Source organism: Thioclava sp. JE_KL1, from assembly GCF_009296265.1.
In the GTDB taxonomy this organism is placed as follows: Bacteria; Pseudomonadota; Alphaproteobacteria; order Rhodobacterales; family Rhodobacteraceae; genus Thioclava.
On record NZ_WBJS01000012.1, the window covers coordinates 45,198 to 70,449 of the forward strand.

Annotated in this window: 23 protein-coding genes and 1 pseudogene; 12 read left to right on the forward strand and 12 right to left on the reverse strand. The window is 64.3% G+C overall.

Annotated features, from left to right (window positions below; genetic code table 11):
• Window positions 1-100 precede the first annotated feature (100 nt).
• Window positions 101-1,699, reverse strand: coding sequence for a phosphoenolpyruvate carboxykinase (locus tag F8R15_RS18095; protein WP_152845516.1), 1,599 nt, complete (start codon window positions 1,697-1,699; stop codon window positions 101-103).
• Window positions 1,700-2,046: 347 nt separating this feature from the next.
• Here F8R15_RS18095 and F8R15_RS18100 point away from each other — a divergent pair, with 347 nt between their 5' ends.
• From F8R15_RS18100 to F8R15_RS18130, 7 genes are read left to right on the forward strand one after another with little or no spacing between them, the layout of a single operon-like run.
• Complete coding sequence (locus F8R15_RS18100; protein WP_078521444.1) at window positions 2,047-2,748, forward strand: response regulator transcription factor; 702 nt, start codon at window positions 2,047-2,049, stop codon at window positions 2,746-2,748.
• A gap of 10 nt (window positions 2,749-2,758) precedes the next feature.
• On the forward strand, window positions 2,759-4,507 hold the full coding sequence (locus tag F8R15_RS18105; RefSeq protein WP_078549402.1) for a sensor histidine kinase: 1,749 nt from the start codon (window positions 2,759-2,761) through the stop codon (window positions 4,505-4,507).
• Window positions 4,508-4,945: an HPr kinase/phosphorylase gene (locus tag F8R15_RS18110; RefSeq protein ID WP_152845517.1), complete on the forward strand. Its 438-nt coding sequence runs from the start codon at window positions 4,508-4,510 to the stop codon at window positions 4,943-4,945. It abuts the gene before it with no gap.
• A complete protein-coding gene (gene rapZ / locus F8R15_RS18115; RefSeq protein WP_152845518.1) occupies window positions 4,936-5,865 on the forward strand; it encodes an RNase adapter RapZ in 930 nt (309 codons plus the stop codon). The genes F8R15_RS18110 and rapZ overlap by 10 nt, the downstream gene beginning before the upstream one ends.
• On the forward strand, window positions 5,862-6,269 hold the full coding sequence (locus tag F8R15_RS18120; RefSeq protein ID WP_075776867.1) for a PTS sugar transporter subunit IIA: 408 nt from the start codon (window positions 5,862-5,864) through the stop codon (window positions 6,267-6,269). The genes rapZ and F8R15_RS18120 overlap by 4 nt, the downstream gene beginning before the upstream one ends.
• Window positions 6,260-6,532, forward strand: a complete 273-nt coding sequence (locus F8R15_RS18125) for an HPr family phosphocarrier protein (protein WP_075776868.1) — start codon at window positions 6,260-6,262, stop codon at window positions 6,530-6,532. Before F8R15_RS18120 ends, F8R15_RS18125 begins: the two co-directional genes overlap by 10 nt.
• Window positions 6,533-6,564: 32 nt before the next feature.
• The gene (locus F8R15_RS18130) at window positions 6,565-7,425 is read left to right on the forward strand and encodes a lysophospholipid acyltransferase family protein (protein WP_083077983.1); all 861 of its coding nucleotides are present in this window, start codon (window positions 6,565-6,567) and stop codon (window positions 7,423-7,425) included.
• A 267-nt stretch (window positions 7,426-7,692) separates the two neighbouring features.
• Here the strand turns inward: F8R15_RS18130 and F8R15_RS18135 are convergent, their stop codons facing one another.
• Window positions 7,693-8,568, reverse strand: a complete 876-nt coding sequence (locus F8R15_RS18135; protein WP_078571212.1) for a 3-hydroxybutyryl-CoA dehydrogenase — start codon at window positions 8,566-8,568, stop codon at window positions 7,693-7,695.
• Between the two features lie 155 nt (window positions 8,569-8,723).
• Here F8R15_RS18135 and F8R15_RS18140 point away from each other — a divergent pair, with 155 nt between their 5' ends.
• A complete protein-coding gene (locus tag F8R15_RS18140) occupies window positions 8,724-9,545 on the forward strand; it encodes a DUF6473 family protein (protein WP_152845519.1) in 822 nt (273 codons plus the stop codon).
• Between the two features lie 75 nt (window positions 9,546-9,620).
• On the opposite strand, the gene F8R15_RS18145 is transcribed toward F8R15_RS18140, so the two are convergent.
• From F8R15_RS18145 to F8R15_RS18180, 8 genes are all read right to left on the reverse strand, one after another.
• On the reverse strand, window positions 9,621-10,547 hold the full coding sequence (locus F8R15_RS18145) for an electron transfer flavoprotein subunit alpha/FixB family protein (protein ID WP_078542565.1): 927 nt from the start codon (window positions 10,545-10,547) through the stop codon (window positions 9,621-9,623).
• Complete coding sequence (locus F8R15_RS18150) at window positions 10,547-11,305, reverse strand: electron transfer flavoprotein subunit beta/FixA family protein (protein WP_078521428.1); 759 nt, start codon at window positions 11,303-11,305, stop codon at window positions 10,547-10,549. The genes F8R15_RS18145 and F8R15_RS18150 overlap by 1 nt, the downstream gene beginning before the upstream one ends.
• Window positions 11,306-11,549: 244 nt before the next feature.
• Window positions 11,550-11,669: a cytochrome bd-I oxidase subunit CydX gene (cydX, locus tag F8R15_RS18155; protein WP_078521427.1), complete on the reverse strand. Its 120-nt coding sequence runs from the start codon at window positions 11,667-11,669 to the stop codon at window positions 11,550-11,552.
• A 12-nt stretch (window positions 11,670-11,681) separates the two neighbouring features.
• Window positions 11,682-12,845 (reverse strand): cytochrome d ubiquinol oxidase subunit II, encoded by a 1,164-nt coding sequence (cydB, locus tag F8R15_RS18160; RefSeq protein ID WP_152845520.1) that lies wholly within the window; start codon window positions 12,843-12,845, stop codon window positions 11,682-11,684.
• A gap of 6 nt (window positions 12,846-12,851) precedes the next feature.
• On the reverse strand, window positions 12,852-14,462 hold the full coding sequence (locus F8R15_RS18165) for a cytochrome ubiquinol oxidase subunit I (RefSeq protein WP_078521424.1): 1,611 nt from the start codon (window positions 14,460-14,462) through the stop codon (window positions 12,852-12,854).
• Window positions 14,463-14,668: 206 nt separating this feature from the next.
• Window positions 14,669-16,330 (reverse strand): amino acid ABC transporter ATP-binding/permease protein, encoded by a 1,662-nt coding sequence (locus tag F8R15_RS18170; RefSeq protein ID WP_152845521.1) that lies wholly within the window; start codon window positions 16,328-16,330, stop codon window positions 14,669-14,671.
• On the reverse strand, window positions 16,327-18,015 hold the full coding sequence (gene cydD / locus F8R15_RS18175; RefSeq protein WP_152845522.1) for a thiol reductant ABC exporter subunit CydD: 1,689 nt from the start codon (window positions 18,013-18,015) through the stop codon (window positions 16,327-16,329). Before cydD ends, F8R15_RS18170 begins: the two co-directional genes overlap by 4 nt.
• A 182-nt stretch (window positions 18,016-18,197) precedes the next feature.
• Entirely contained in the window at window positions 18,198-18,467 is a 270-nt protein-coding gene (locus F8R15_RS18180; protein ID WP_075776878.1) for a YMGG-like glycine zipper-containing protein, read from the reverse strand.
• 187 nt (window positions 18,468-18,654) lie between these two features.
• Here F8R15_RS18180 and F8R15_RS18185 point away from each other — a divergent pair, with 187 nt between their 5' ends.
• Window positions 18,655-20,286: a glycosyltransferase family 39 protein gene (locus tag F8R15_RS18185; protein ID WP_172976257.1), complete on the forward strand. Its 1,632-nt coding sequence runs from the start codon at window positions 18,655-18,657 to the stop codon at window positions 20,284-20,286.
• Window positions 20,287-20,356: 70 nt separating this feature from the next.
• On the opposite strand, the gene F8R15_RS18190 is transcribed toward F8R15_RS18185, so the two are convergent.
• Window positions 20,357-21,517 carry a Do family serine endopeptidase gene (locus tag F8R15_RS18190; protein WP_078549381.1) on the reverse strand — a complete coding sequence of 387 codons (1,161 nt, stop codon included), beginning with the start codon at window positions 21,515-21,517 and terminating at the stop codon, window positions 20,357-20,359.
• Window positions 21,518-21,682: 165 nt separating this feature from the next.
• Here F8R15_RS18190 and F8R15_RS18195 point away from each other — a divergent pair, with 165 nt between their 5' ends.
• On the forward strand, window positions 21,683-22,354 hold the full coding sequence (locus F8R15_RS18195) for a response regulator transcription factor (protein ID WP_152845524.1): 672 nt from the start codon (window positions 21,683-21,685) through the stop codon (window positions 22,352-22,354).
• Window positions 22,354-23,733 carry a HAMP domain-containing sensor histidine kinase gene (locus F8R15_RS18200; protein ID WP_152845525.1) on the forward strand — a complete coding sequence of 460 codons (1,380 nt, stop codon included), beginning with the start codon at window positions 22,354-22,356 and terminating at the stop codon, window positions 23,731-23,733. The genes F8R15_RS18195 and F8R15_RS18200 overlap by 1 nt, the downstream gene beginning before the upstream one ends.
• Here F8R15_RS18200 and F8R15_RS18205 read toward each other — a convergent pair.
• A complete protein-coding gene (locus F8R15_RS18205) occupies window positions 23,721-24,935 on the reverse strand; it encodes an ROK family protein (protein WP_368731094.1) in 1,215 nt (404 codons plus the stop codon). The two genes, F8R15_RS18200 and F8R15_RS18205, sit on opposite strands and share 13 nt — an antisense overlap.
• 186 nt (window positions 24,936-25,121) lie before the next feature.
• On the opposite strand from F8R15_RS18205, the pseudogene F8R15_RS21825 reads away from it, so the two are divergent.
• A pseudogene (locus tag F8R15_RS21825) lies at window positions 25,122-25,252 on the forward strand (sugar ABC transporter substrate-binding protein); the annotation flags it as partial.

Consider the following 25,252-nt stretch of genomic DNA (forward strand, 5'->3'; position numbering starts at 1 on the left):
TGTAGGCGGTTCAAGGGTTTAGGAAAGTGGGCTTCGCGCATGAAAAAGGCCGGCGTGATCGCCGGCCTTCTTAAAAATCTCGTGTTCCGGGTTCAGCGGATCAGCCGATCGCCGCGGCTTTCACGTCGTCGTCGATATAGGGCACGTATTGCGCGAAGTTGTCCGAGAACATCTCCACCAGCTTCTGCGCCTGCGCATCATAGGCCGCCGCGTCGTCCCAGGTGCGGCGCGGGTCCAGAAGCACGTCCGAGACATTCGGGACCGAGACCGGAACCTCGAAGCCGAAATTGGGATCCTTGCGGAACTGCACGTCATGCAGCGAGCCGTCGAGCGCGGCTTTCAGCAGCGCACGGGTTGCCCGGATCGGCATTCGCGAGCCGGTGCCGAAAGCGCCGCCGGTCCAGCCGGTGTTCACCAGCCAGCACGACGCGCCGGTGTTGCGGATCTTCTCTTGAAGCAGCTTGCCATAGACCTCGGGGCGACGCGGCATGAAGGGCGCGCCGAAGCAGGTCGAGAAGGTCGGGAGCGGCTCGACCACGCCGACCTCGGTGCCCGGGGTCTTCGAGGTGAAGCCCGACAGGAAGTGATACATCGCCTGCGCCGGGGTCAGCCGCGCGATGGGCGGCAGGACACCGAAGGCATCGCAGGTCAGCATGATCACGTTCTTGGGCTGGCCCGCCATTGCGGTATCCGAGGCGTTCGGAATGTAATGCAGCGGATAGGCGCAGCGCATGTTGTCGGTGATCGAGTTGTCGTTGAAGTCCAGCTCCAGCGTCTCCTCGTCGAACACCATGTTCTCGACCACGGTGCCGAACATCGAGCAGGTGTTGTAGATCTCCGGCTCGGCTTCTTTCGACAGGTTGATCGTCTTGGCGTAGCAGCCGCCTTCGAAGTTGAAGATGCCGTTATGCGACCAGCCATGCTCGTCATCGCCCACGAGGATGCGCGAGGGATCGGCCGAGAGCGTCGTCTTGCCGGTGCCCGAGAGGCCGAAGAAGACTGCCGCGTCATCGGGATTGTCGATCGCGTGGTTGGCCGAGCAGTGCATCGCCATGATGCCTTCGCCGGGCAGGATGTAGTTGAGAAGGGTGAAGACGCCCTTCTTGTTCTCACCCGCATAGGCGGTGTTGCCGATCAGGATCGTCTTCTTCTCGAAGTTCAGCGCGATCACGGTTTCCGAGCGGCAGCCGTGCTTCTCGGGATCGGCCTTGAAGCTCGGGCAGTTGATGATCGTCCATTCCGGATTGAACGCGTCGAGTTCCTCGCGCTCGGGGCGGCGCAGCATGGTGCGCAGGAACAGCCCGTGCCAGGCCATTTCCGCCACGAGGCGCACGTCGAGCCGATGCTCGGGGTCGGCACCGCCGAAGAGGTCCTCGACGAAGTAATCCTTGCCCTTCATATGCTCGAGCATGTCGGCATAGAGGCGGTCGAAGGCTTCGGGCTCCATCGGGGAGTTGTTCTCCCACCAGATGCTGTCTTCGACCGAGGCGGTGCGCACGACGAACTTGTCTTTGGGCGACCGGCCCGTGTGTTTCCCGGTGGTGCAGTAGAAGGCGCCACCCTTGCCGAGCGTACCTTCGTCGCGCTTGATCGCTTCTTGGATCAGCGCCGGTTCCAGCAGGTTATAATAGACATTCCCGAGACCTTCGATGCCTTGATCTTCCAGCCGTTTCGCGGGGTTAACGCGTCCAATGTCCATCTGATGCTCCCGATGCCGTCGCGCGGCGTTCACAGGGTTATTCCCGGCGCGTCGGGGCCTCGAAGCGCCGATCCGAGCAACAATGTTACCCGGATGGATCGCCTATAGCATGACAATTTTGCGAAGGAACAGAATGGATAGGGGGAGTTAGCGCAACCATTTCTAGGTTTAGCGCAATCACGGCGAAATGTCGCGGAAAGGTGAGGCAAATTAGTCAAAGGTTCGGAAATTCTGGCTCTGATGATTCGCGAAACCTTGGTGATTCGCAGCTTTTTGTTGATTTGAAGGCAACGAACGCGGAATATGCGTGTAATAACTATAAAGTAGCAGTGAAGGGATATTCCGACATGTCGAGAATCGCGCTGGTCGACGACGACCGCAATATTCTGACCTCTGTCTCGATGACGCTCGAGGCGGAAGGTTACGATGTCGAAACGTATAACGATGGACAGGCTGCATTCGACGCGTTCACCAAGCGTCTCCCGGACATGGCGGTTCTGGATATAAAGATGCCGCGAATGGACGGCATGGAGCTGCTGCAGCGTCTTCGCCAGAAGACCGCGATGCCGGTGATCTTCCTGACCTCCAAAGACGACGAAATCGACGAGGTTCTGGGCCTGCGCATGGGCGCGGACGACTACGTCAAGAAGCCGTTCTCGCAGCGTCTTCTGGTCGAACGCATCCGCGCGCTGCTGCGTCGGCAGGAAGCGATCTCGACCGGCGAGGTCGCCTCGACCGAAGACACCAAGGTCATGGTGCGCGGCTCGCTCGAGATGGACCCGCTGCGCCACGCGGTGACCTGGAAGAGCAAGGACGTCACGCTGACCGTGACCGAATTCCTGCTGCTTCAGGCGCTCGCGCAGCGGCCCGGTTTCGTGAAATCGCGCGATCAGCTGATGGATGTGGCTTACGACGATCAGGTCTATGTCGACGACCGCACGATCGACAGCCACATCAAGCGCCTGCGCAAGAAGATGCGCAGCGTCGATGATGATTTCACGGCGATCGAGACACTCTACGGCATCGGATACCGGTATAACGAAGAGTGATGCTACGTCGATGAGTATTGCCGGGAAGATCGGATTGGCTCGAAAGCGCTCCTCAAACTTCGCCCGTCGCGCGCCGGAAACGGAAGTCGTGCTCGGCGAGGATTGGATCGGCCCGGCCGATATCGTCGACGACGATCTGCGCAAGGGTCGGGCGCGGCGGTCGATGTTCTCGCTCAACCGCTCGCCGCTGGCGCGCAAGATCATCACCTTCAACCTGTTGGCAATGATCGTGCTGGTGACCGGCGTGCTCTACCTCAACCCGTTTCGTGACAGCCTCGTGCTGCAGCGCGAAGGCGGGTTGGTGAACGAGGCGCAGCTGGCCGCCGACGTGTTCGAGGCGCAGCTTCCGGCGGGCGCTCCGGTCAATCTGGCGGCGGGAGACGGGCTCGACCCGCTCGCGACGATCCGCGGGATGGAGCTGCCCGAGGGCGCCGATCTCTACCTGTTCGATCCCAGTGCGGCGCTGCTTGGCACCACGACCACGGGCGACCGCGCGCCGGTCGAAGAGGTCGACGGGCTCAATTTCGACAAGCGTTCCACCGTGCTGAGCGATTTCCTCGGTCAGATCTGGGACTCGGTCGCGGGTCTGTTCGAGCGCGGTGGCGGCACCGCCGCCGATAGCGCGCTCGACATGGTGCGCGATCTGGTGCCCTCGGCGCTGGATGGCCGCACCAAGATCGCCTCGCAGAAGAACGCCGCCGGCGAGACCATCTTCGCCGTCGCCACCCCGATCCGGCAGGGCGATCGCGTCGTGGGCGTCGTGGGGCTGATCTCCGTTGCGGGGCAGATCGACGCGCTGGTCCGCGTCGAGCGCGAGCAGGTGCTGCAGATGTTCGTGATCGCGATCATCGTCTCGATCGGGCTGTCGCTCGTGCTGGCCTCGACCATCGCCAATCCGCTTTCCGACCTCGCCGCCGCCGCTGAAATCGGGCGCGACAAGAACGCACGCAAGATGGCGCCCGCCCGGGTGCGCATCCCCGACCTGACCGCGCGACCTGACGAGATCGGGCGTCTGTCGGGCGCGATGCGCGGCATGGTCGGCGCGCTTTACGAACGCATCGACGCGAACGAACAGTTCGCCGCCGACGTCGCCCACGAGATCAAGAACCCGCTGGCCAGCCTGCGCTCTGCCGTGGCCTCGCTGCATATGGTCAAGAAAGACGAACAGCGCACCCGTCTTCTCGAGGTCATCGATCACGACGTGCGCAGACTGGATCGTCTGGTGAGTGACATTTCCAATGCATCGCGGCTCGATTCCGAGCTGGTGAAAGAAGAGGAAGAGCAGTTCGACCTGATCAAGATGGTGTCGAATCTCAGCGAATTCCTCGGGCAGCAGGCGCGCGAGAAGGGCGTCGATTTCATCACCGACCTGCCGTCGCAATCGGTCGTTATCTCGGGTCTGGAAGCGCGTCTGGCGCAGGTCTTCGTGAACCTGATCACCAATGCGACCTCGTTCTGCGAAGAGGGCGATGCGGTGCGGGTCTGGGCACGCCAGCGCGACAATCGTGTGCTGGTCGTGGTTGAGGATACCGGGCCGGGCATTCCCGAAGAGGCGCTGACCAAGGTCTTCAAGCGGTTCTATTCGGAGCGTCCCGAGGGGCAGTTTGGCGATCACTCGGGTCTTGGCCTCGCGATCTCCAAGCAGATCGTCGAAGCCCATGGCGGCGTGATCTGGGCCGAGAATATCCGCCCCACCGATGCCGACCGGACCTCCGATCCTCTGGGCGCGCGTTTCGTCGTGGGCCTGCCGGTAAGCTGAATGACCGGGTCGGACGACCTCTCGACCAATCTCCATGCCAGTGCCGTCGCGCTCGACCCCGAGCGCGGCGTTCTCATTCGTGGTGCCTCGGGCAGCGGCAAATCGCTTCTCGCGTTGCGGTTGATGGCGCTAGGGGTGTCACTCGTCGCTGATGACCGGGTCGACCTGCGCACCGAAGGCGGGGCGCTGATCGCAAGCGCACCGGAGCCGATCGCGGGCCGGATCGAGGCGCGCGGCGTGGGTATCCTGCGCGCCGATCACCTGTCGCAGGCCCGCATCACTTTGCTGGTCGATCTCGATCGGGAAGAGGTCGAACGCTTGCCAACCTGTCGAAAAGACAGGGTGTTGGGGGTCAATCTGCCCCTTGTGCTGCGCGTGCAGCATGGTCATCTTGATGTGGCAATCTTGCAATGGCTGAAAGGGGGCCGATGGGCGTGACCCGATCCGATCCGGTAAGGGCACAGGCTGGCCAGCGCGTCGTGCTGGTGACCGGCCCGTCAGGTGCGGGCCGCACGACTGCCATTGGCGCTTTGGAGGATCTGGGCTACGAGCCGATCGTCAACCTGCCGCTGAGTCTCGTGCCGCGCCTTCTCAAGGGCCATCTGACCGGCCCGGTCGCGCTTGGCGTCGATGTACGCGGGCGCGATTTCTCGGCCGCGGCGCTGATCGAACTGGTCGATATGCTGACCAAGCGCCCGGATCTGCATCTCGACCTGCTCTATCTCGACGCGAGCCCCGAAGTGCTCGAACGGCGTTATTCCGAGACCCGCCGCCGTCATCCGCTGTCGCCCGAGGAAGATCCCGGCGCGGGCATCGCGCAGGAGATGGACCTGCTCTCGCCGATCCGCATGCGCGCCGATGTCCTGATCGACAGCTCCGAGATGAGTCCGCATGACCTGCGCGCCGAGGTCGGGCGCTTCTTCGACACGGGCCGCACCGAGGCGCTCTCGGTCACGGTGAATTCCTTCAGCTATAAGCGCGGGGTGCAGCGCGGGCTCGACCTGATGTTCGATTGCCGCTTCCTCGCCAATCCCCATTGGGAGCCGGAGCTGCGCGCGCTTGACGGGCGCGACGCGGCGGTCGCCGATTATGTCGCCGCCGATCCCCGCTTTGCGGAGTTCCACCAGCGCGTGCTCGATCTGCTGTTGTTCCTGCTTCCCGCCTATGTCGCGGAGGGCAAGGCTTACCTCTCGGTCGGCTTCGGGTGTACCGGGGGGCAACACCGCTCGGTTGCAATGACCGAGAGCATCGCCAAAGCGCTTGCGGAAGCAGGGTGGCGCGTGTCTAAACGTCATAGGGAATTGGAGCGTCTCGGCCATGCCGAGAACGAAGAAACGAAGGTGAGGTCGGGCGCGTGATCGGTATCGTGATCGTGGCACATGGTGGTCTGGCGCGCGAATATCTCGCCGCTATAGAGCATGTCGTGGGCCCGCAGCGCGGCATTCGTGCCATCACGATCGAGGACGATCACGACCGCGCGGGCAAGCAGGCAGAGATTCGCGCCGCCGCCGATGCGGTCGATGACGGCACCGGTGTCGTGGTTGTGACCGACATGTTCGGCGGCTCTCCGTCCAACCTGTCGCTGATGGCCTGCGAGGCGCGAGACCGCGAAATCATCTACGGTGCGAACCTGCCGCTGCTGATCAAGCTGGCGAAATCGCGCAGCCTCGCGGTCCATGCAGCGGTCGAGGCCGCGCTCGATGCGGGACGAAAATATATCAATAGTTACAATGCCCAAGCGGGAGTGGTGAAATGTCCGTGACCCGCGAGTTGGAGATCGTGAACGAGAAGGGCCTGCATGCGCGCGCCTCTGCCCGTTTTGTCGAGGTCGTGGAGGATCATGACGCCCGTGCGACGGTGGCGAAGGATGGCCAGTCGGTCTCAGGCGACTCGATCATGGGGCTTTTGATGTTGGCAGCTTCGCGTGGAACCACTATTGAAGTGACGACAAGCGGGGCCGAGGCAGAAAAGCTCGCCGATGCGCTTCAGGCATTGGTGGCCGATAAATTCGGCGAAGGTATGTGACGCGCTCCGCACCCAGCGAGGGGGTTCGCCCAATGAACCAAGAGAGCGAGATCGCAATCGAAGCCGCGCAAGCCGTATCGCGACCCTATGACAAGCGTCGCCTGTCCTATGCGGGGACGTTTTCCAACCCGTTCAAGGTCGGCACGATCCGCACTTTGGAATGGCTGACCGCGAAGGCGCAGCTTCTGCATCTGATCCGCAAGTTCGAGAAGCGCGGCGCGCCGGTCGGGGCCGAGTTCTGGCCGCAGGCGCTCGATGTGATGGGGATCGATGTCACCACGCCGCCCGAACAGATCGCCCATATCCCGAAAGAGGGCCCGCTGGTGGTCGTCGCGAACCACCCGCACGGGCTGGTGGACGGGATGGTGCTGGCCTATCTGATCGGGCAGGTGCGCGACGATTTCCTGATCCTCACCCGCTCGCTGCTGACCGGTATTCCCGAGGTCGAACAATACATGTTGCCGGTGCCGTTCCCGCATGAGCCGAACGCCCGCGAGGACAGCCTCAAGATGCGCGCCGCCTGCATGGCGCAGCTCAAGCGCGGCGGCGTGGTGGTTCTGTTCCCGGCGGGGCAGGTCGCGCATTCCGAGACGCTGATGGGACCGGTGATCGAGCAGGAGTGGAACCCCTTCACCGCGAAGATGCTCGCCCGGTCGAACGCCTCGGTGCTGCCGATCCATTTCCCGGGGCAGAATTCGCGCGCCTATCAGATCGCCAACAAGCTCAGCGCGACGGTGCGGCAGGGGCTTCTGCTCTATGAGATCAAACGTGCGCTGAACAAGCCCCAGAGTCCTGCGATCGGCCCGGCGAAGCGACCCGAAGAGATCGCCGAAGCGCTGCAGAATCCGCGGAAGTTCCTCGCGGACCTGCGGGCGGAAACGCTGGCGCTGTAAGGCGACTGGTGGAGGGGGCTCTGCCCCCGCGGCTTCGCCGCCCCCCGGGATATTTGACGCAGTTGGAAAGAAAGACGCCCGGTTGCGCCCCTTAGGTGGCGGCGAACCGGGCGCTTCCAACTGCACGGTCATTGGCGTCCCCGCCTGTTCCGTGAGACCATATAAGGGGATCAGGGTTTAGAAAACCTTACCGGTCTTCCAGCTGCCCGAAATATCCCGGGGTGAGCGCAAAGCGCGAGGGGCAGAGCCCCTCACTTGCGCCGCGCCTCACCGCGTCGGCACTGGCTCGTCACCGCGATAGTCGTAGAACCCGCGCCCGGTCTTGCGCCCGAGCCAGCCGGCTTCGACATATTTCGTCAGAAGCGGGCAGGGGCGGTACTTGGTGTCGGCGAGCCCGTCATGCAGCACGTTCATGATCGCGAGGCAGGTGTCGAGCCCGATGAAATCCGCCAGCTCCAGCGGCCCCATCGGATGGTTCGCGCCGAGCTTCATCGACTCGTCGATCGAGCGCACGTTCCCCACGCCTTCATAGAGCGTATAGACCGCCTCGTTGATCATCGGCATCAGGATGCGGTTCACGATGAAGGCCGGGAAATCTTCGGCAGACGCGGCGGTCTTGCCGAGCTTTTCCACCACTTCGTGCAGCGCCTTGTAGGTTTCCTGATCGGTCGCGATGCCGCGGATCAGCTCGACCAGTTGCATCACTGGCACCGGGTTCATGAAGTGGAAGCCCATGAATTTCTCGGGCCGGTCGGTGCGCGAGGCGAGCCGCGTGATCGAGATCGACGAGGTGTTCGAGGTCAGGATCGTCGTCGGCTTGAGATGCGGAAGCAGGTCTTCGAAGATCGCCTGCTTGACCGTCTCGCGCTCGGTCGCGGCCTCGATCACCAGATCGGTCGGACCCAGATCGCTCAGTTTCGTGGTCGTAGTGATCTTCTTCAGCGCGGTGTTCTTCTCGTCCTCCGAGATCTTGCCGCGCGATACCTGCCGATCGAGGTTCTTGGTAACCGTGGTGAGCGCCTTCGTCAGCGCGTCTTCGCTGATGTCGTTCAGCAGAACGTCATATCCGGCCAGCGCGAAGACATGGGCGATCCCGTTGCCCATCTGCCCTGCACCCACGATGCCCACTTTCTCGATCGCCATAATTTTCCCTCTCACGCTTTGCGCCCTGACCATAGTTCTCCGCTCGGTCCATGCAAGCGAAACGCAGGGCTGAGATCATTTTAACATTAGCCGTTTGGCAAGAATTTGGGCGCAATCTGGCCTCGGGTGAGTCGAACACAGACTGAGGTGGGAAAATGGCTTTCGAATATACGGGCGATGGCGCCCTCGATTACTTTCCGTGCCGATACGGGAAATCCAAACTGCTGTTCCGCGGGCCGCGTCGTGCGCTGCAGGGGGATTTCATCGCCGCGATGGGCGGGACGGAGACCTATGGTAAATTCGTGGAGCATCCCTGGCCCGCGCTGCTCGAGGCGCGGCTGGAGATGCCGGTGGTGAATTTCGGCTATCTGAATGCCGGGATCGACGTGTTCCTGCACGAGCCGCAACTGGCCGCCGCATCGGAGGCCGCGAAGGTCACGGTGATCCAGTTGCTCGGCGCGCAGAACATGTCGAACCGCTTCTATGCGGTGCATCCGCGACGCAATGACCGCTTCCTGCGGGCGTCGAGTCTGATGCGCTCGATCTTCCACGGCGTGGATTTCACCGAGTTCAACTTCACGCGTCACATGCTGAGCGCATTGAAAGAACGCGAGCCCGAGAAATTCGCCTTGCTCGAGGTCGAGTTGCAGGAGGCGTGGCTGCAGCGGATGACCGCGCTTCTGGCCAAGATCAAGGGGCGCAAGCTGCTGCTTTGGCTGGGCGAATTCCACGATCCGGCTCATAGCGACACGCTCGGGCACGAGCCGCTGATGGTGACGGAGGCGATGGTGGAGACGCTGCGACCGCTCGTGGCCGATATCGTGCGGGTCGAGCCTTCGGTGACGGCGCGCGGTGCAGGCACGACGGGGATGCATTTCTCCCCGCTGGAAGAGCCTGCGGCGGAAATGGTGCCGGGGCCGCTGGTGCATGAGGAGATTGCCGCGGCCCTCGCGCCTGCGCTGCGGCCATTTCTCTAACAGGAAAGGGCGGGGAAATTCCCCGCCCTTTCTAATTGGTTCAACTCTCCCGGGGGGCAGCGCCCCTTCCGTGGATCAGAGCTTTTCGGTCAGCGCCGGAACAGCGTCGAAGAGGTCCGCGACCAGACCGTAATCGGCGACCTGGAAGATCGGCGCTTCTTCGTCCTTGTTGATCGCGACGATGATCTTCGAGTCCTTCATGCCGGCGAGGTGCTGGATAGCACCCGAGATGCCGCAGGCGATGTAGAGCTCGGGGGCCACGACCTTACCGGTCTGACCGACCTGCCAGTCGTTCGGCGCGAAGCCCGAGTCGACGGCGGCGCGCGAGGCGCCCACAGCAGCGCCAAGCTTGTCGGCCAGCGCTTCGATCACCTTGAAGTCCTCTTCCGAGCCGACGCCACGGCCGCCCGACACGACGATCTTCGCCGAGGTCAGCTCCGGACGATCGCTCTCGGCGACCTTGTCTTCGATCCAGCTCGATAGAGCGGGCGCGTCCGACATGGCGACGGTCTCGACCGAAGCCGAACCGCCTTCGCCGGCGGCGTCGAAGGTCGAGGTGCGGAAGGTGATGACCTTCTTCTCGTCCTTCGATTTCACGGTCTGGATCGCGTTGCCCGCGTAGATCGGGCGCTCGAACGTGTCGGCATCGACGACGCCGGAGACATCCGAGATCACCATCACGTCGAGAAGCGCGGCCACGCGCGGCATCACGTTCTTCGCATCGGTCGTGGCCGGCGCCACGATATGCGAATAGTCGCCCGCGAGCGACACGATCAGCGCGGCGGTCGGCTCCGCCAGACGGTGGCTCAGCGAGGGATCCTCGGCCACGAGAACCTTCGCGACACCGTCGATCTTGGCGGCGGCTTCGCCCGCGGCGGCAGCCGACGCGCCCGCGCAGAGCACGGTCACATCGCCCAAGCTTTTTGCAGCGGAGACGGCCTTGGCGGTCGCGTCGACCGACAGTTCGCCATCATTCACTTCACCCAGCAGCAGAACGGCCATCACACGACCCCCTTCTCTTTGAGTTTCGCAACCAGCGTGTCGACATCCGGCACCATTTCGCCAGCCTGACGCGCTTCGGGCTCGGTGGTTTTCACCACTTCGAGGCGCGGCGAGACGTCGACGCCGTAGTCGTCGGCGGTCTTCTCGTCGAGCGGCTTCTTCTTCGCCTTCATGATGTTCGGCAGCGAGGCGTAGCGCGGCTCGTTCAGACGAAGGTCGGTGGTGACGATAGCGGGCAGCTTGACCTCGATGGTCTGCAACCCGCCGTCGACTTCGCGGGTGACCTTCGCGGCCTCGCCCTCGACCACGACTTCCGAGGCAAAGGTCGCCTGACCCCAGCCCAGAAGCGCCGCCAGCATCTGGCCGGTCGCGTTCATGTCGTTGTCGATCGCCTGCTTGCCGAGGATCACCATGCCGGGCTGCTCTTCCTCGACGACCTTGGCGAGGATCTTGGCAACGGCCAGCGGCTCGATATCGGTCTGCACGTCATCGGCGGCGACCACGAGAATCGCACGATCCGCCCCCATCGCGAGCGCGGTGCGCAGCGTTTCCTGCGCCTGCTTCACGCCGATCGAGACCGCGATGATCTCTTCGACGGCGCCCTTCTCCTTCAGACGGATCGCCTCTTCGACAGCGATTTCGTCGAACGGGTTCATCGACATTTTGACATTGGCGAGATCGACACCGCTTCCGTCCGCTTTCACGCGAGCTTTCACGTTATAGTCGATCACGCGCTTCACAGGCACGAGAACCTTCATGGCGTGTCTCCCTTGTGTAGTCCGCCAAATTGCGGCGAACGGATTCATTCGGCAATTTTGTTACAAGAGCAAAGGGCGAAGGGACAGGGGGAAAACGCCTCGTTTTGGCCCTGAAACGTCACGTCTTTTCGACTGTTTGCGCTAGCGGTGCGTGCAGATTGCCCTAGCGTCGCGCTGTGTCCGCGATCCGCCCATGAAAAAGGCCGCCCGAAGGCGGCCTTTCGCGTTTGTCTGCCGGGCAAGGTCAGTCGTCCTTACACTCACCGGCGATCTTGCAGTCGTTCTGCATCTCGAGCCACATCGCGTTGGCGACGGCGACCAGAGCGGCCAGCGGAAGCCCGAGGATCCATGCGAAATACCACATCTGTCTGTCTCCTTAGTAAACGGTATGGCTGTCGCGCTCGACGTCTTCGACCGTCACCTTGCCCCACAGGACCTTATAGACCCATGCGGTATAGGCGAGGATGAGCGGCATGAAGATGAGCGCGCAGACAAGCATGATGAAGAGCGTCTGGTGCGAGGACGAAGCGTCCCAGACCGTCAGCGAAGCGTCGGGCATTTTCGAGCTCGGCAGGATGAAGGGGAACATCGTCAGGCCGACCGAGGAGATCACGCCGAAGATGCCCAGTTTCGACCAGAGCAGCGTCGAGACTTCGCGCCCGGCGCGCAGCCCCCGTACCGCCATTGCGATACCCGCGAGGCCGAGGATCGGCGCAATCGCGATCCAGGGGCGGTCCGCATAGGCCTGCATCCAGCTCCCGCTATGCTCGACCGTCGAGAAGAGCGGGTTGGAGGGGCCGTTGTCCGGCACGACCGAGGTGATGTGGTAGCCCGTGATCCCGAAGGCGAGCCAGATCCCCGCGAGGATATAGGCTGCGAAGGCCACCATGCCCGCAACGGAGCCGATTTCGGTCGCGCGAACCTTCACCGCGCCTTCGGTTTTCACCGAAAGCCACGCCGCGCCATGCATCATCAGCATCGACAGAGACACCACGCCAGCCAGCAGCGCGTAGGGGTTCAGAAGGCCCAGCAGCTTCATGATGAAGTTGCCCGGATAGAGCGGCATCAGCATGTCGTTGAGCTCGAAGGGCACGCCTTGCAGCACGTTGCCCATGGCGACGCCGAAGATCAGTGCCGGCACCGCGCCGCCCACGAAGAGCGCCCAGTCCCAGCCGTTGCGCCAAGCAGCCGAGTCGCGCTTCGAGCGATACTTGAAGGCGACCGGACGCAGGATCAGCGCCGCGAGCACGAGGAACATCGCGAGGTAGAACCCCGAGAAGCTCACCGCATAGAGGGGTGGCCAGGCCGCGAAGATCGCGCCCCCGCCGAGGATGAACCAGACCTGGTTGCCTTCCCAGACCGGGCCGACCGTGTTGATCGCCACGCGGCGCTCGCTATCGGTCTTGCCGACGAAGGGCAGGAGGGCCCCCACGCCCATATCGAAGCCGTCGGTGAGCGCGAAGCCGATCAGCAGGACGCCCAGCAGCAGCCACCAGATGACGCGCAGAACGTCGAGGGGGATGAGTTCATAGAGGATCATTGGTTCTTACTCCGCAGGCATGGTGACAGGGGCGTTGCCGTCGCGACCGGACAGGCGGTCGTCATGGCGCTGCAGCCACTCTTGAGTGACCTCGACATCCTGATACGGGCCTTTTTTGATGTATTTGATCATAAGGCCCATCTCGATGACGAAGAGCACGGTGTAGAAGGCCACGAAGCCCAGCAGGGTGAACAGCAGGTCGCCCACCGACAGGTGACTGACCGAGAGTGCCGTCGGCAAAACGCCGTCCACCGTCCAGGGTTGGCGTCCGAACTCGGCGGTGAACCAGCCCAGTTCCGCGGCGATCCACGGGGCGGGGATGACGATCACGGCCAGACGCAGCGCCCAACGCGGATATTGCATGCCCTTCCAGTTCGAGACGACGAAGAAGTAGACCATCAGCGCGATGAAGGAGAAGCCAAGCGCCACCATCAGACGGAAGGACCAGAAGATCGGCCAGACCGTCGGAACGGTGTCATCCGCGGCCATCTTGATCTGCGCATCGGTCGCCTGTCGCGGATCGTCCACGTAGCGTTTGAGCAGATAGGCGTAGCCCAGATCGCCGACGTTTTCGTTGAACTGCTTGGTGACTTCGGGCGGGACATCGCCCTTGGCTTCGCGGATCTTCAGCAGGTCGTCATAGGCGACGATACCGTTGCGAATCCGCTCTTCCGAGCCTTTCACGAGCTCGTCGATCCCGGTGATCTGCTCGGTCAGCGAGCGGGTGCCGATCAGGCCCATCACCCACGGGATGTGGATCGCGTATTTGGTCTCGCGATCTTGCTGGTCGGGGATGCCGAAGAGGGTGAAGGAGGCGGGGGCCGGTTCGGTCTCCCACATTGCTTCCATCGCGGCGAGCTTCATTTTCTGGTTGTGAGTCGTCTCGTAGCCCGACTCGTCGCCGAGGATGACGACCGACAGGGCCGAGGCGAGACCGAAGGCGGCCGCGACCGCGATAGAGCGGCGGGCGAGTTCGAAATGACGGCCCTTGAGCATGTACCAACTCGACACGCCCATCACGAAGACAGCCGCCGTGACATAGCCAGCCGACACCGTGTGCACGAACTTGGCCTGCGCGACGGGGTTGAACACGACGTCGAAGAAGGAGGTCATCTCCATCCGCATCGTCAGCGGATTGAAATGTGCCCCGACCGGGTTCTGCATCCAGCCATTGGCGATGAGGATCCAGAGCGCCGAGAAGTTCGACCCGATGGCGACGAGCCAAGTGACGACCATGTGCTTGACCGGCGAGAGCTTCTCCCAGCCGAAGAACATCAACCCGACGAAAGTCGCTTCCATGAAGAAGGCCATCAGGCCCTCGATCGCGAGCGGTGCGCCGAAGATGTCGCCGACGTAATGCGAATAGTAGCTCCAGTTCATGCCGAACTGGAATTCCATCGTGAGGCCCGTGGCCACGCCCAGCACGAAATTGATGCCGAACAGCGTGGCCCAGAACTTGGTCATTTGCCGCCAGATGGGGCGGTTGGTCATCACATAGACCGTCTCCATGATCGCCACGATGATCGACAGACCAAGCGTCAGCGGCACGAAGAGGAAGTGATACATGGCGGTCATGGCAAATTGCAGCCGTGACAGCTCAACGATCCCGAAATCCATTCTCGTTCTCCGTTTCCCTACTTGCACCCGACCTCGCCAAAAGCCGAGTTTCTCGGAAATATTATTCCTGGATGCAGCTTATGGGCGGGCGGTCTGCGCCTGACATTGAGCCAAATCAAATTGACGATGTGTCGCACGGAGACGTGAACAGGGGTGAGCGACAATATGTCACACGATTTTAGTGACTTATCGTCGCAGGTCGTGCGTCATTTGAGCGCGATTGTACCCGTGGCGGCGCTCTGATCGGGCTGGCGGTGAGAGACCAGAAGGAAGCCTGCGTTGGGCAAAAGCGCGCGCAATCCGGAGAGAGTCGCGGCGGCCGTTGGGGCGTCGAGCCCCTCGGTCGGCTCGTCCAGCAGCAGGATGTCGGGCTGGCGCAAAGCCGCACGGGCCAATGCCAGACGTTTCGTCTGACCGCCCGAAAGACCGGTGCCGCCTTCGCCGAGTCGGGCCTCGAGACCGCCGCGCGCAGCGATCACCTCATCGAGCGCGACGGCGCGCAGCGCGGCCCAAGCCGCGTCTTCGTCGAGCTGCGCTTCGGGCGGCAGGGCGAGCGCGAGGTTCTCGGCGATGGTGCCGCCGATCAGCTGGCTGCGCTGCGGGACCATGGTGAGCACATCGCGCAGGTCGCCCTCCGGCCAGTCGGCCAGCGCGCGGCCCTTCACCGTGACCTCGCCACCGGAGGGCTTGAGAAGACCGGACAGCACGGCGAGCGCGGTGGATTTCCCCGCGCCCGAAGGTCCGGCAAGCATCACCGTCTCGCCACGCGCGAGGCTAAAGGTCAGATCGGAAAAGAGCGGCGCGGCGCTCTTGGCACGGGTGAAGGCCACGTTGCGCGACTCGATCAGCGGGGCGTCCATATCGGTGGGGGCGTGGCCGTCGGGCTGGGCGCGTGCCGGCGTATCGGTCAGGTCCATGACCCGCGCGCCCGCCTCCTGCATCCGTCCGATCTCGGCCATGCCGCGACGGAGCAGCATCAGCGACTCGGCCAGCGCCAGTGCGACGAACAGGCCCATCGCAGCGCGGGCGGGCGTGATCTGCCCTGCCAGCGCCATCTGCCCGGCGATGGCCAGAGCGGCGGCTCCGGCAAGCGCGGTGGTGGCCGAGATTACGGCCCCCACGCGCCGGTCGAGCGCCTCGAGATTGCGCCGTGCGAGCGCCTCGGCTTCGACCTCGGCCAAGGTCTGCGCCGTGGCAGCCTCCAACTGTCCGGCCACGGCCAAATCAGCGCGCGCACGCATGGTTTCCAGCGCGCGGCGGCGGATGTTTTGCAGCGCGGTCTCGGCGGCGCGGGCATCGTGGCGGGCGGCGCGGGCTACCCAGATCAGGCCGAGCCCGCCGCCCAGCAGGTAGATCAGGAAGACCGCCAGACCGATCGGCAGCCCTTCGAGCCACCACAGCATCAGAAGCGCCGCGATCTGCACCATGCCGCCTGCGAGGAAGGGGATCACCAGTCGCAGAAGCACGCCGTCCAGCGCGTCCACATCCGAGGTGATCCGGTTCAGCGCCTGCGCACCGCGCAGCCGTGCCTGCTCTTCATGCGGACGGCGGGAGACGCCATCCATCAGGTCGATGCGCAGCTTTGCCAGCGCGCGCAGCGTGGCGTCATGGGTCAGCAACCGCTCGCCATAGCGCGAGACCGCGCGGCCCAAAGCCAGCCCGCGCACGCCTGCCGAGGGGGTGAAGAAATTGAAGTTGAGGCCCAGCCCCGTGATCCCGGCCAAGGCCGAGGCGGTGATGAACCAGCCCGACAGGCCGAGCAGCGCTGCCCCCATCGCAAGCACGAGGAAGGACAGCGCGAGGCCTCGGCTGAAGGCCCATTTCTGATCGGCGATTAGGCGGGCGGTGAGGGTCAGAAGCGTCTTCATGCTGCGCCCTCCAAGTCGATCTGACGGTCCATCGCGGCAACGAGGGCGGGGTCGTGGCTCGCGACGATCAAGGTGGTGCCATTTGCGCGCAGCGCCAGCAGCGCCGCGATCACCTTGGCGCCCGTCTCGGCATCGAGATCGGCGGTCGGTTCGTCCGCCAGCACGATCGGGCGGCCCGCGTAATGGGCTCGCGCGATCAGCAGGCGCCGCGCCTCGCCACCCGAGACGCCGCCGCCCATATCGCCCAGCCGGGCGTCGAGCCCGCCGGGAAGGCCCGCGACGACCTCGGTGGCCTGCGCGGCGTCCAGCGCCGCATCGAGATCGCCGGGACGGTTCAGCGTGATCAGCTCGCGCAGGCTCGCATCGGCGAATCGCGGGCTTTGCGGAATCCAGCCGAAGGCCGCGCGCCAGTCATCGGCGTTTTGCTCGGTCAGCGCGGTGTCGCCCAGCGTGATCTCCCCGGCCTCGGGGTGGATCAGCCCGACCAGCGCGGTCAGAAGCGTCGTCTTGCCTGCGCCCGACGGCCCGGTGATCGCCACCGCCTCGCCCGGCGCGATGTCGCCATCGGGCAGGGGGATCGGATCGGCGGCCTCGCCGGGGCGGATTTGCAGACCGTGCCAGTGCAGCGGCCCAAGCTGCGGCGCCGTGCCTTCGCCCCCGGTGCCCATCAGTGTGTTTGCCTTGGCGATGGCAGTCTCGGTCGTCTCCAGCTCGGAGGCCACGGCAAGCGCGGCGGCTCGGTCATGCCACGCCGCTGCCAGATCGCGCAGCGGCTGGAAGAATTCGGGCGCGATCATCAGCAGGAAAATCCCCTCGGCCGGGGTCATCTTGCTGCCCCAAGTCCCGAAGTTCATCCAGCCGATCAGCGAGAAGCCGACATAGACCGCGACCAGCGCCACGCCGATCGCGGCGAACAGTTCCAGAAGCGTCGAGGAGAGGAAGGCCACCCGCAGAACCGCCATCGTGCGGACGCGGAGGTCTTCGGATTTGGTCTCCAGATCGGCGCGCGAACGGGCCTCCGCGCCCAGAAGCCGCAGGTCGGTGATCGCGGCGATCCGGTCGATCAGCAGGCGGTTCAGGGAGCCGATCTCGACCATCTGCTTTTCCGAGGCGTCCTGCGCGGCCATGCCCACAAGTGCCATGAAGAGCGGGATCAGCGGCCCCGCAATCAGCAAGATGCCCGCGACCGCCCAGCTTTGCGTGGCGGCGAGCAGGATGAAGGCGAGGGGGATGATCCGGGCGCGCAGGAAGGCGGGCTGGTAGCGCGTGGCCCAGGGCCCGAGTGCGCCGAGCTTCTCCGCCGAGAGCGAGGCCAGTTCCGCAGGCGACAGCGCGGCGGCCCCGCTGGCCTGACGCAGCGCCTTTCGGATCAGTGTCTCGCGGCTCTCGCGCAGCACGACCTCGGCGGCATCGGCGGAAAGTTTCTGCGAAACCCAGTCGAGCGCAATCCGCACGAGCGCCAGCGCCACGAAACCCGCGGCCCCGGCAAGCGGCGAAAGCGCGGGGCTAACCCCGGGCGCGACCAGATTGCCAAGGACCAAACCGATCAGAGCGGCCTGCGCGGGCCAGATCAGCGCCGAGGCTACGCCGAGCCACCCGGCGAGCTTCAACTTCCCCGCCACCGGCTGAGCGATACGGGCCAGAACGGCTTTCGGCTTCGGCGCTTCGGTCGTGGCGTCTGTCATAGGGATTGTGGGGTCTTTTTCTCTGTCGCGCTTGGCTGTGGAGATAGCCGGGCAGAGGGTCTGCGGCAATGGCGTGCGACAATCCGCGCTTGTCACGTCTGCGGGACATCCCGCCATGCGCGCATGAAAAAACCGTTCGGATGAGGGTCCGAACGGTTTTCGAGGTTACCTGTGGCGGGGCCTTAGCAGGGCGCGATGTACTCGCGGCCATAGGAGTCGCGATAGCGGCACTGACCCGGCTGGTTGGCTTTGCCGATCAGAGCGCCGGCAACGGTGCCGACTGCGCCGCCGATCGCGGCGTTCTGCACGCGGTCGCCGTCATCCGAAACAGCAGCGCCGATAGCGGCACCGGCAACACCGCCGGTCGCGGCAGCGCGGTCTTGTTGCGACATCTGGCAGCCTGCAACAGCAACGGTGGCGCTGAGCGGCAGGATGAGGAACATCTTCTTCATGGTACGTGTCTCCCTTCTGTATCTTCGGACATCCAACGTCGCCCCGCTCCGGGCAGTTCCAAGTTTTTCTTAATTAGTTTTGAGCCCGTATCCTGAAGCCGTGATGGTCGTGTGGCTTGACATGCGAGGTCATTCGGGGGTCAAGCAATATGGAACCCTTCGACACAGACGACAGAAAGACACGCCTATGAGTTCGACCGCTTGGCGCGTTCCCCTGATCGGGGCGCTTTTCCTTTTCGCGCTGAGCGCGGTGGTGTTGATGGTCATGCGCCCGCTAATGGCGATCGACGAGACGCGCTATGTCACCGTCGCCTGGGAGATGTGGCAGGGCGGCTCCAAGCTGGTGCCGCATCTCAACGGGGCGATCTATTCCGACAAGCCGCCGCTTCTGTTCTGGCTCATCAATATCGTCTGGAGCGTCACGGGCCCCAGCGAATGGGCGGCGCGGCTGGTCGCGCCCGCTTTCGGGCTGCTGTCGGTCGGGCTGGTGGCGATTCTCGCGCGCAGGCTCTGGCCGGAAGAGCCCGAGCGTGCCGGGCTTGCCGCGCTGATCCTCGGCACGAGCGGGGTATTCCTGCTGTTCGGCTCCACGACGATGTTCGACACGATGCTGACGGCGGCGACGCTTCTGGGGATGCTCGCGGTCTGGGCGATGCGCGATACCGATCGCTTCGCCCCGGTGATCGGGCTTGGTATCGCGTTGGCCTTCGGCGTCTTCGCCAAGGGGCCGGTGATCCTGGTGCATGTGCTGCCGACCGCGCTTTTGATGCCGCTTTGGGCGACGGGGGCGGAGCGGCCCGCGCTCAAGCAATGGTATGCGCGGATCGGGATCGGTTTCCTGATCGGGTTCGGCATCGTGCTGCTGTGGCTGGGCCCGGCGATCATCTTCGGCGGGGCGGAATATCGCGAGCAGATCCTGTGGAAGCAAAGCGCCGGGCGGATGGTGGAAAGCTTCGCCCATGGCCGCCCCGTCTGGTTCTTCGTGGCGCTGCTGCCGTTTTTCCTCTGGCCGTGGGGCTGGAGCCGCGCGGGGCTGGCCACGTTCAAACCCTCGCGGCTTTGGGAGGATGCGGGTTCGCGGTTGGCGACGGTCTGGTTCGTCACCGCCTTTGTCGCCTTCTCGCTGATTTCGGGTAAACAGGCGCATTACCTCGTGCCGGAGCTGCCCGCGCTGGCGCTGATCCTGTCGGGGCTGCTGCCCACGGCGGAGCGCCGGATGCGCTGGCTGCGCCTGCTGTGGCTTCTGCCCGGCGTGGCGACGGCGATCGCTGCCGCATCGGTGCATTTCGGGGCGTTCCCGGATCTGCCCGAGGGCACCGGCTCGTGGCTCTTCGTGATCGCGGGTGTGGCGCTTCTCGTGGGTGGTGCGCTGATCGTGCTGAAAGCGCGGCAGGGCTGGTTCGCCGAGGCCTTCGTCGCACCGCTCGTGCTGATCGCCATTCAGATCATGGTCTGGCCGATCCTTTGGAAAGTCTACGATCCGGCCCCGATCGCGAGCCTGATTGCCGCGCATTCCGAGAATGGCGTGGCCACCACCGATCGCGGCTATGCGGGACAGTTCTCGTTCGTCGCGCGGCTTGAGAAACCCGTGACGGTGCTCGACAACAGCGCCGATCTGGGGCGCTGGATGGCGGATCATCCCGGCGGTCTGATCCTCGCAGCGAAGCCGATCGAGGGCGCCGACGGTCTCAGCCAGATCGCGGAGCGGCATTTCCGGCAGGATGACTGGCGGCTTTATCAGGTGGCGGAGACGATCGCGCCGCCCGCTGAAGCTGCGCCCGAGAACGCGCCGACTCCCGCGCCCGACAGCGCAAACTGACCCTTCAAAATAAAAGTCACGCCCGAAGCAGATGCTCCGGGCGTGCCTTCTAACCGATAGACGTCAAGTATTACGACTTGGTCTTCTCGGTGGGCCGCTCATCAAGAGTGACGGAGAGCGTGAGCGGCTTGTTCGCGCGCAGCAGCGAGAGCTGCACTTCGGTGCCCGGCGCGTCGGACCCGATCGCACGGGTCAGATCGCGGGGCTCTTTCATCGGCTTGCCATCGACGCCGACGATGATGTCGCCGCGCTTCAGGCCAGCTTTCTTCGCGGGCGTATCGGACGACACATCGGCCACGAGCACGCCTTCGGGCTTGTCGAGACCCAGCGCCGCCGCGATGTCCTCGCTGACCGGCTGGATCTGCACGCCGAGGAAGCCGCGCTTGACGGTGCCGTCGTTCTGCAGATCGGCGACGACGCCCTTGATCGTGTCGGAGGGCACCGAGAAACCGATTCCGACGGAGCCGCCGGTGGGCGACAGGATCGCGGTGTTCATGCCGATCACTTCGCCTTGGGCATCAAAGAGCGGGCCACCCGAGTTGCCTTTGTTGATGGCTGCATCGGTCTGGATGTAGTTATCGAACGGGCCCGATTTCAAGTCGCGACCCTTGGCCGAGACGATGCCGGTCGAAACGGAGGTGCCAAGGCCGAACGGGTTGCCGATCGCCACGACGGGCTCGCCGACCTGTGCGGTCTGGCTGTCGCCGAAGCCCACGGTCGGCAGGTCCTTGTCGGTATCGACCTTGACCACGGCGATATCGGTAGCCTTGTCTTCGCCGATCACTTTCGCATCCGCGGTCGAGCCGTCGGAGAAGGTGACCTTCACGCTCTCGGCGCCGTCGACGACATGCGCGTTGGTGACAATATGGCCGTCTTTCTGGATGATGAAGCCGGTGCCGAGGCCGGTGATCTCAGGACGTTGCATCTGCTGGCCCTGACCGTTTGGACCCGGACCCATGTCGGGCATGCCGAAACGACGCTGGAAGAACTCGAAGGGGAAATCCTGCGGCATCCCCATCTGGGCCATTTCCTGATCGTTGGCCTGCTTCTTGATCTCGATGGTGACCACGGCGGGCATCACCTTCTTCACCAGATCGACGGTGTTGGTGAAAGTTTCGGCGGCGGCCACGTTCGGGACCAGTGCCAGACCGCTCGTCGCAACGGCGCCTGCGCCGAGCATGGCGGTGGTGGCGAGGGTGCGCAGCAGGGGGGCTTTGCGGAAGTCCTGCATGTTTCTCTCCTTGTTGACAGGTATGCACCCTATGTGAGGGCCTAGCCTGTCAGGGACTCTGCGGGAAGATTGCAGAGCTGTTATCCTTTTCACCTTTAGGGGAGGGGTGCGTGACTTGTGCGGTGGCATCGGCCACATATGTCGCGAACCGAGAAAGCGAGTGCGATGAAACTGCTGTTGATCGAAGACGACGCGACCACCGCCGATTACGTGCTGCGGGGCCTGCGCGAAGAGGGCCATACGGTCGACCATCTCGCGAATGGCCGCGACGGGCTGACCCAGGCACTGGGCGGGACCTATGACGTGATGATCATCGACCGGATGCTGCCCGAACTGGACGGTCTTTCGATCACCCGCGCGATCCGGGCGGCGAAGGTCACGACGCCGATCATCTTCCTGACCGCGATCGGTGGGGTGGATGACCGGATCGAGGGGCTCAACGCAGGCGCGGACGATTACCTCGTGAAACCCTTCGCCTTCGGCGAGCTCTCGGCGCGGCTTGCCGCACTGGCGCGCCGTCCGCAGGCGCAGTCGGAGCAGGTGATGCTCGAGGCGGGCGATCTGAAGGTGGACCTGATCGCGCGCAAGGTGACGCGCGGCGGGCAGGAAATCGACCTTCTGCCGCGGGAGTTCTCGCTTCTGGAATTCCTGCTGCGCCGCAAGGGCCGGGTGCAGACCCGGACGATGCTGCTGGAGGGCGTTTGGGATCTGAATTTCGACCCGCAGACCAATGTCGTGGAAACCCATATCTCGCGGCTCCGGAACAAGGTCGACAAACCGTTCGAGCGTGACCTCATCCACACTGTGCGCGGCGCGGGCTACCGGATCGAGGGCTGATGAAGGCACGTCTGAACCGCGCAGAAATCCTTGCCTCGACGCCGCTGCGGCAGGCGCTGGGGCTGATGGGGATCGTCTTCGCGATCCTTCTGGTGACGCTGGGCTTCGCCTATGTCGCGCTGCGCTCCTCGACCGAGGATTCGATCCGCGCCGATCTCAAGCAGCAGACTGCGGTGTTTCAGGTGGCCGCCAATCCCGAGACGCTTTCGGTGATCGTCTCGGCGGAGGCGCGGGCCTCGGACCCGTCCGAGCGCGCCATCGCCTTCGTGATGTCGGACGGGCGGCAGGTCGGCAATGTGCGGGTCACGCATCAGGGCGACCGCTGGGTCATCTCGCGTCATCCCGAATATGCGCCGCTCTCGAAACATGGCTATTTCACGCTGACCATGCCGCTCGCGGGCGGCTTGCTGGTGATCGGCGAAAGTCGCGCGCCGATTGCGGAACTGACCTCGACCTTCCTCGCGATCCTCGTCTTCTCCTTTGTGCCGTCGCTGCTGGTCTCTGCGGCCTATGGCGCTTGGGTCGGGATGCGGGCGCGCAAGCGGGTGAGCGCGATCGAAGAGACGCTCGACGATCTGACCGAGGGGCGGCTGGAGGCGCGGGTGCCGCGCGACGAGGTGAAGGCTCGGAAGGGCGACGACCTCGCGCGGATCGGAGCGCGGCTGAACGTGATGGCCGAAACGCAGGAGGCGACGGTGGCGGCGTTGCGTCAGGTCTCCGCCGATATCGCCCATGATCTGAAGACGCCGATGCAGCGGATCTCCGTGCTGCTCTCGGAGCTGCAAGAGGCTTTGCCCGAGGACACGCCGCCCCGGGCGCTGGCCGAGCAGGCAGGCACCGAGGCCGAACGCGCGGTGGCCGTGTTCCATTCTCTCCTGCGGATTGCGCAGATCGAAGGCGGCAGCCCCAAGGCGCGGTTCGCGCGGGTCGATCTGGGCGCGCTCGCGGCCGATATCACCGAGCTTTACGAGGCGAGCGCCGAAGAGGCGGGCGGGGCACTGACCCTGCAACGGCCCGATGCGCCGCTAATCGTGCATGGCGACCGGGGGCTGCTGGGGCAGATGCTGTCGAACCTGATCGAGAACGCGATCCGCCATGGCGGGCCCGCGCCGAAGATCGCGGTGAGTCTGTCGCGCGAACGCGGCGCGATCATTCTCAGCGTGGCGGATCATGGCCCCGGCATTCCCGAGGCCGAGCGCGAGAAGGTTCTGCGCAGGCTTTATCGGCTGGAACGCTCGCGCACGACGCCGGGCAACGGGCTGGGGCTTGCGCTGGTTCATGCGGTGGCGGGGCTGCACGAGGCGGAGCTAGAACTGTCCGACAATCGGCCCGGTCTGATCGTGTCGCTGCGCTTCGCCGCGCCGGGTCAGTCGGCCTGATCGGGCAGGTCGATCTCGGTCAAGAAACGCAGGCTCAGCGGCAGGGTCGCCGCCCCCAGCGCGCGGGCATCGGGGCCCACCTGACCCTCGCGCACGATCGGAACGCCCGCGCCCGAGAGGTTGATTTTCGCGAGTTCCGCTTCGGTGGCGGCGACGAGCCGCGCGCGCAAATCGTCTGGCATCCAGCCATCGATCACGATCGCATCGAGGTCGCACAGCGCTGCCGACGAGGCGGCGACAGTCGCGAGGCCGCGCGCCGCTTTCGCGAGCCAGTCGTCGACGATGTCTTCGGGAAGGTCCCACACATCGCGCCGCTCCCAGAGGAAGCTCGCATTGAGGCCGCGCTCGGCCATGGCCGTCTCGATGGCTGAGAGCGAGGCCACGTCGAGCAATTGGCACTGGCCGCCGTGACCGTCGGGCACCGGCATCGAGGCAAGCGCGCCCGCATTGTTGTTGGGACCGGTCACAAGCGAGCCGTTCATCACCAGCCCGCCGCCCACGAAGAAGCCCACGAACGCATAGAGGAAATCGTCCGGCAGGGTCTGGTCGCCCAGCAACAGCTCAGCCGAACAAGCGGCGGAGGCGTCGTTTTCCAGCACCACGGGGAAGGGGTAGATCGCTTCCAGCTCGGCGCGGATGTCGCGTTCGCGCCAATCGGCCATCGCGCTTTCTTCCAGTCCGAGCGCGACGCCCCAGTCCCACATCCGGAACGGCGCGCCGATGCCGAGGCCCGAGATGCGCTCGCGTTTCGAGGCGGGCAATTCCGTCACCATCCGCGCGATAGCGTCGATGGCGAAGGCGATGGTGTCGGCGGCGGTGGGGTAGTCGTGGCGCGAGACGCTGCGCGAGATCGGCGTGCCCATCATGTCGATCAGGATCACCTCGCTGCGGCGGCGTCCGACCTTCAGGCCCAGAAAATAGGCGCCCTCGGGGTTCAGGCGCATCGGAACCGTGGGCTGACCGACCTTCCCGCGCACCGGGTCGCAGCGCAGCAGGAAGCCTTCATCTTCGAGCGCACGCATGATGACGGAAACGGTCTGCGCCGAGAGGCCCGTCATTCGCGCGATCTCTGATTTCGCCAGGGCGCCACGGCGGCGAATCAGCGACATCACCAGCCGTTCGTTGCGGTTGCGCATCGAGGAATGATCCGTGCCAATTTTCACCGGGGCGGTCTTGATCATTTCCATCACGCGCTGGGGCACAGTTCATTCTCCGAGGCTGCTCGCGCTTAAGTTACGCTGAGTATTTATCGGCTTCCAGAGGGTGTTCTGTCAATTAATAAATCCACGTGATTTATCTATTGACGAGTCGCCCCGTCTTCGCACATGATTTGCCTCGAAGCCGATCGGAGAGACGGCTGAATTGTTTCTGGGAGGAGACCTGACATGATGAAGAAAACCGCAATTCTCGGTGCGACCGCGCTCGGTCTGATGGCGACGGGCGCTTGGGCGGAAACCACCGCCTGCCTGATCACCAAGACCGACACCAACCCGTTCTTCGTGAAGATGAAAGAGGGTGC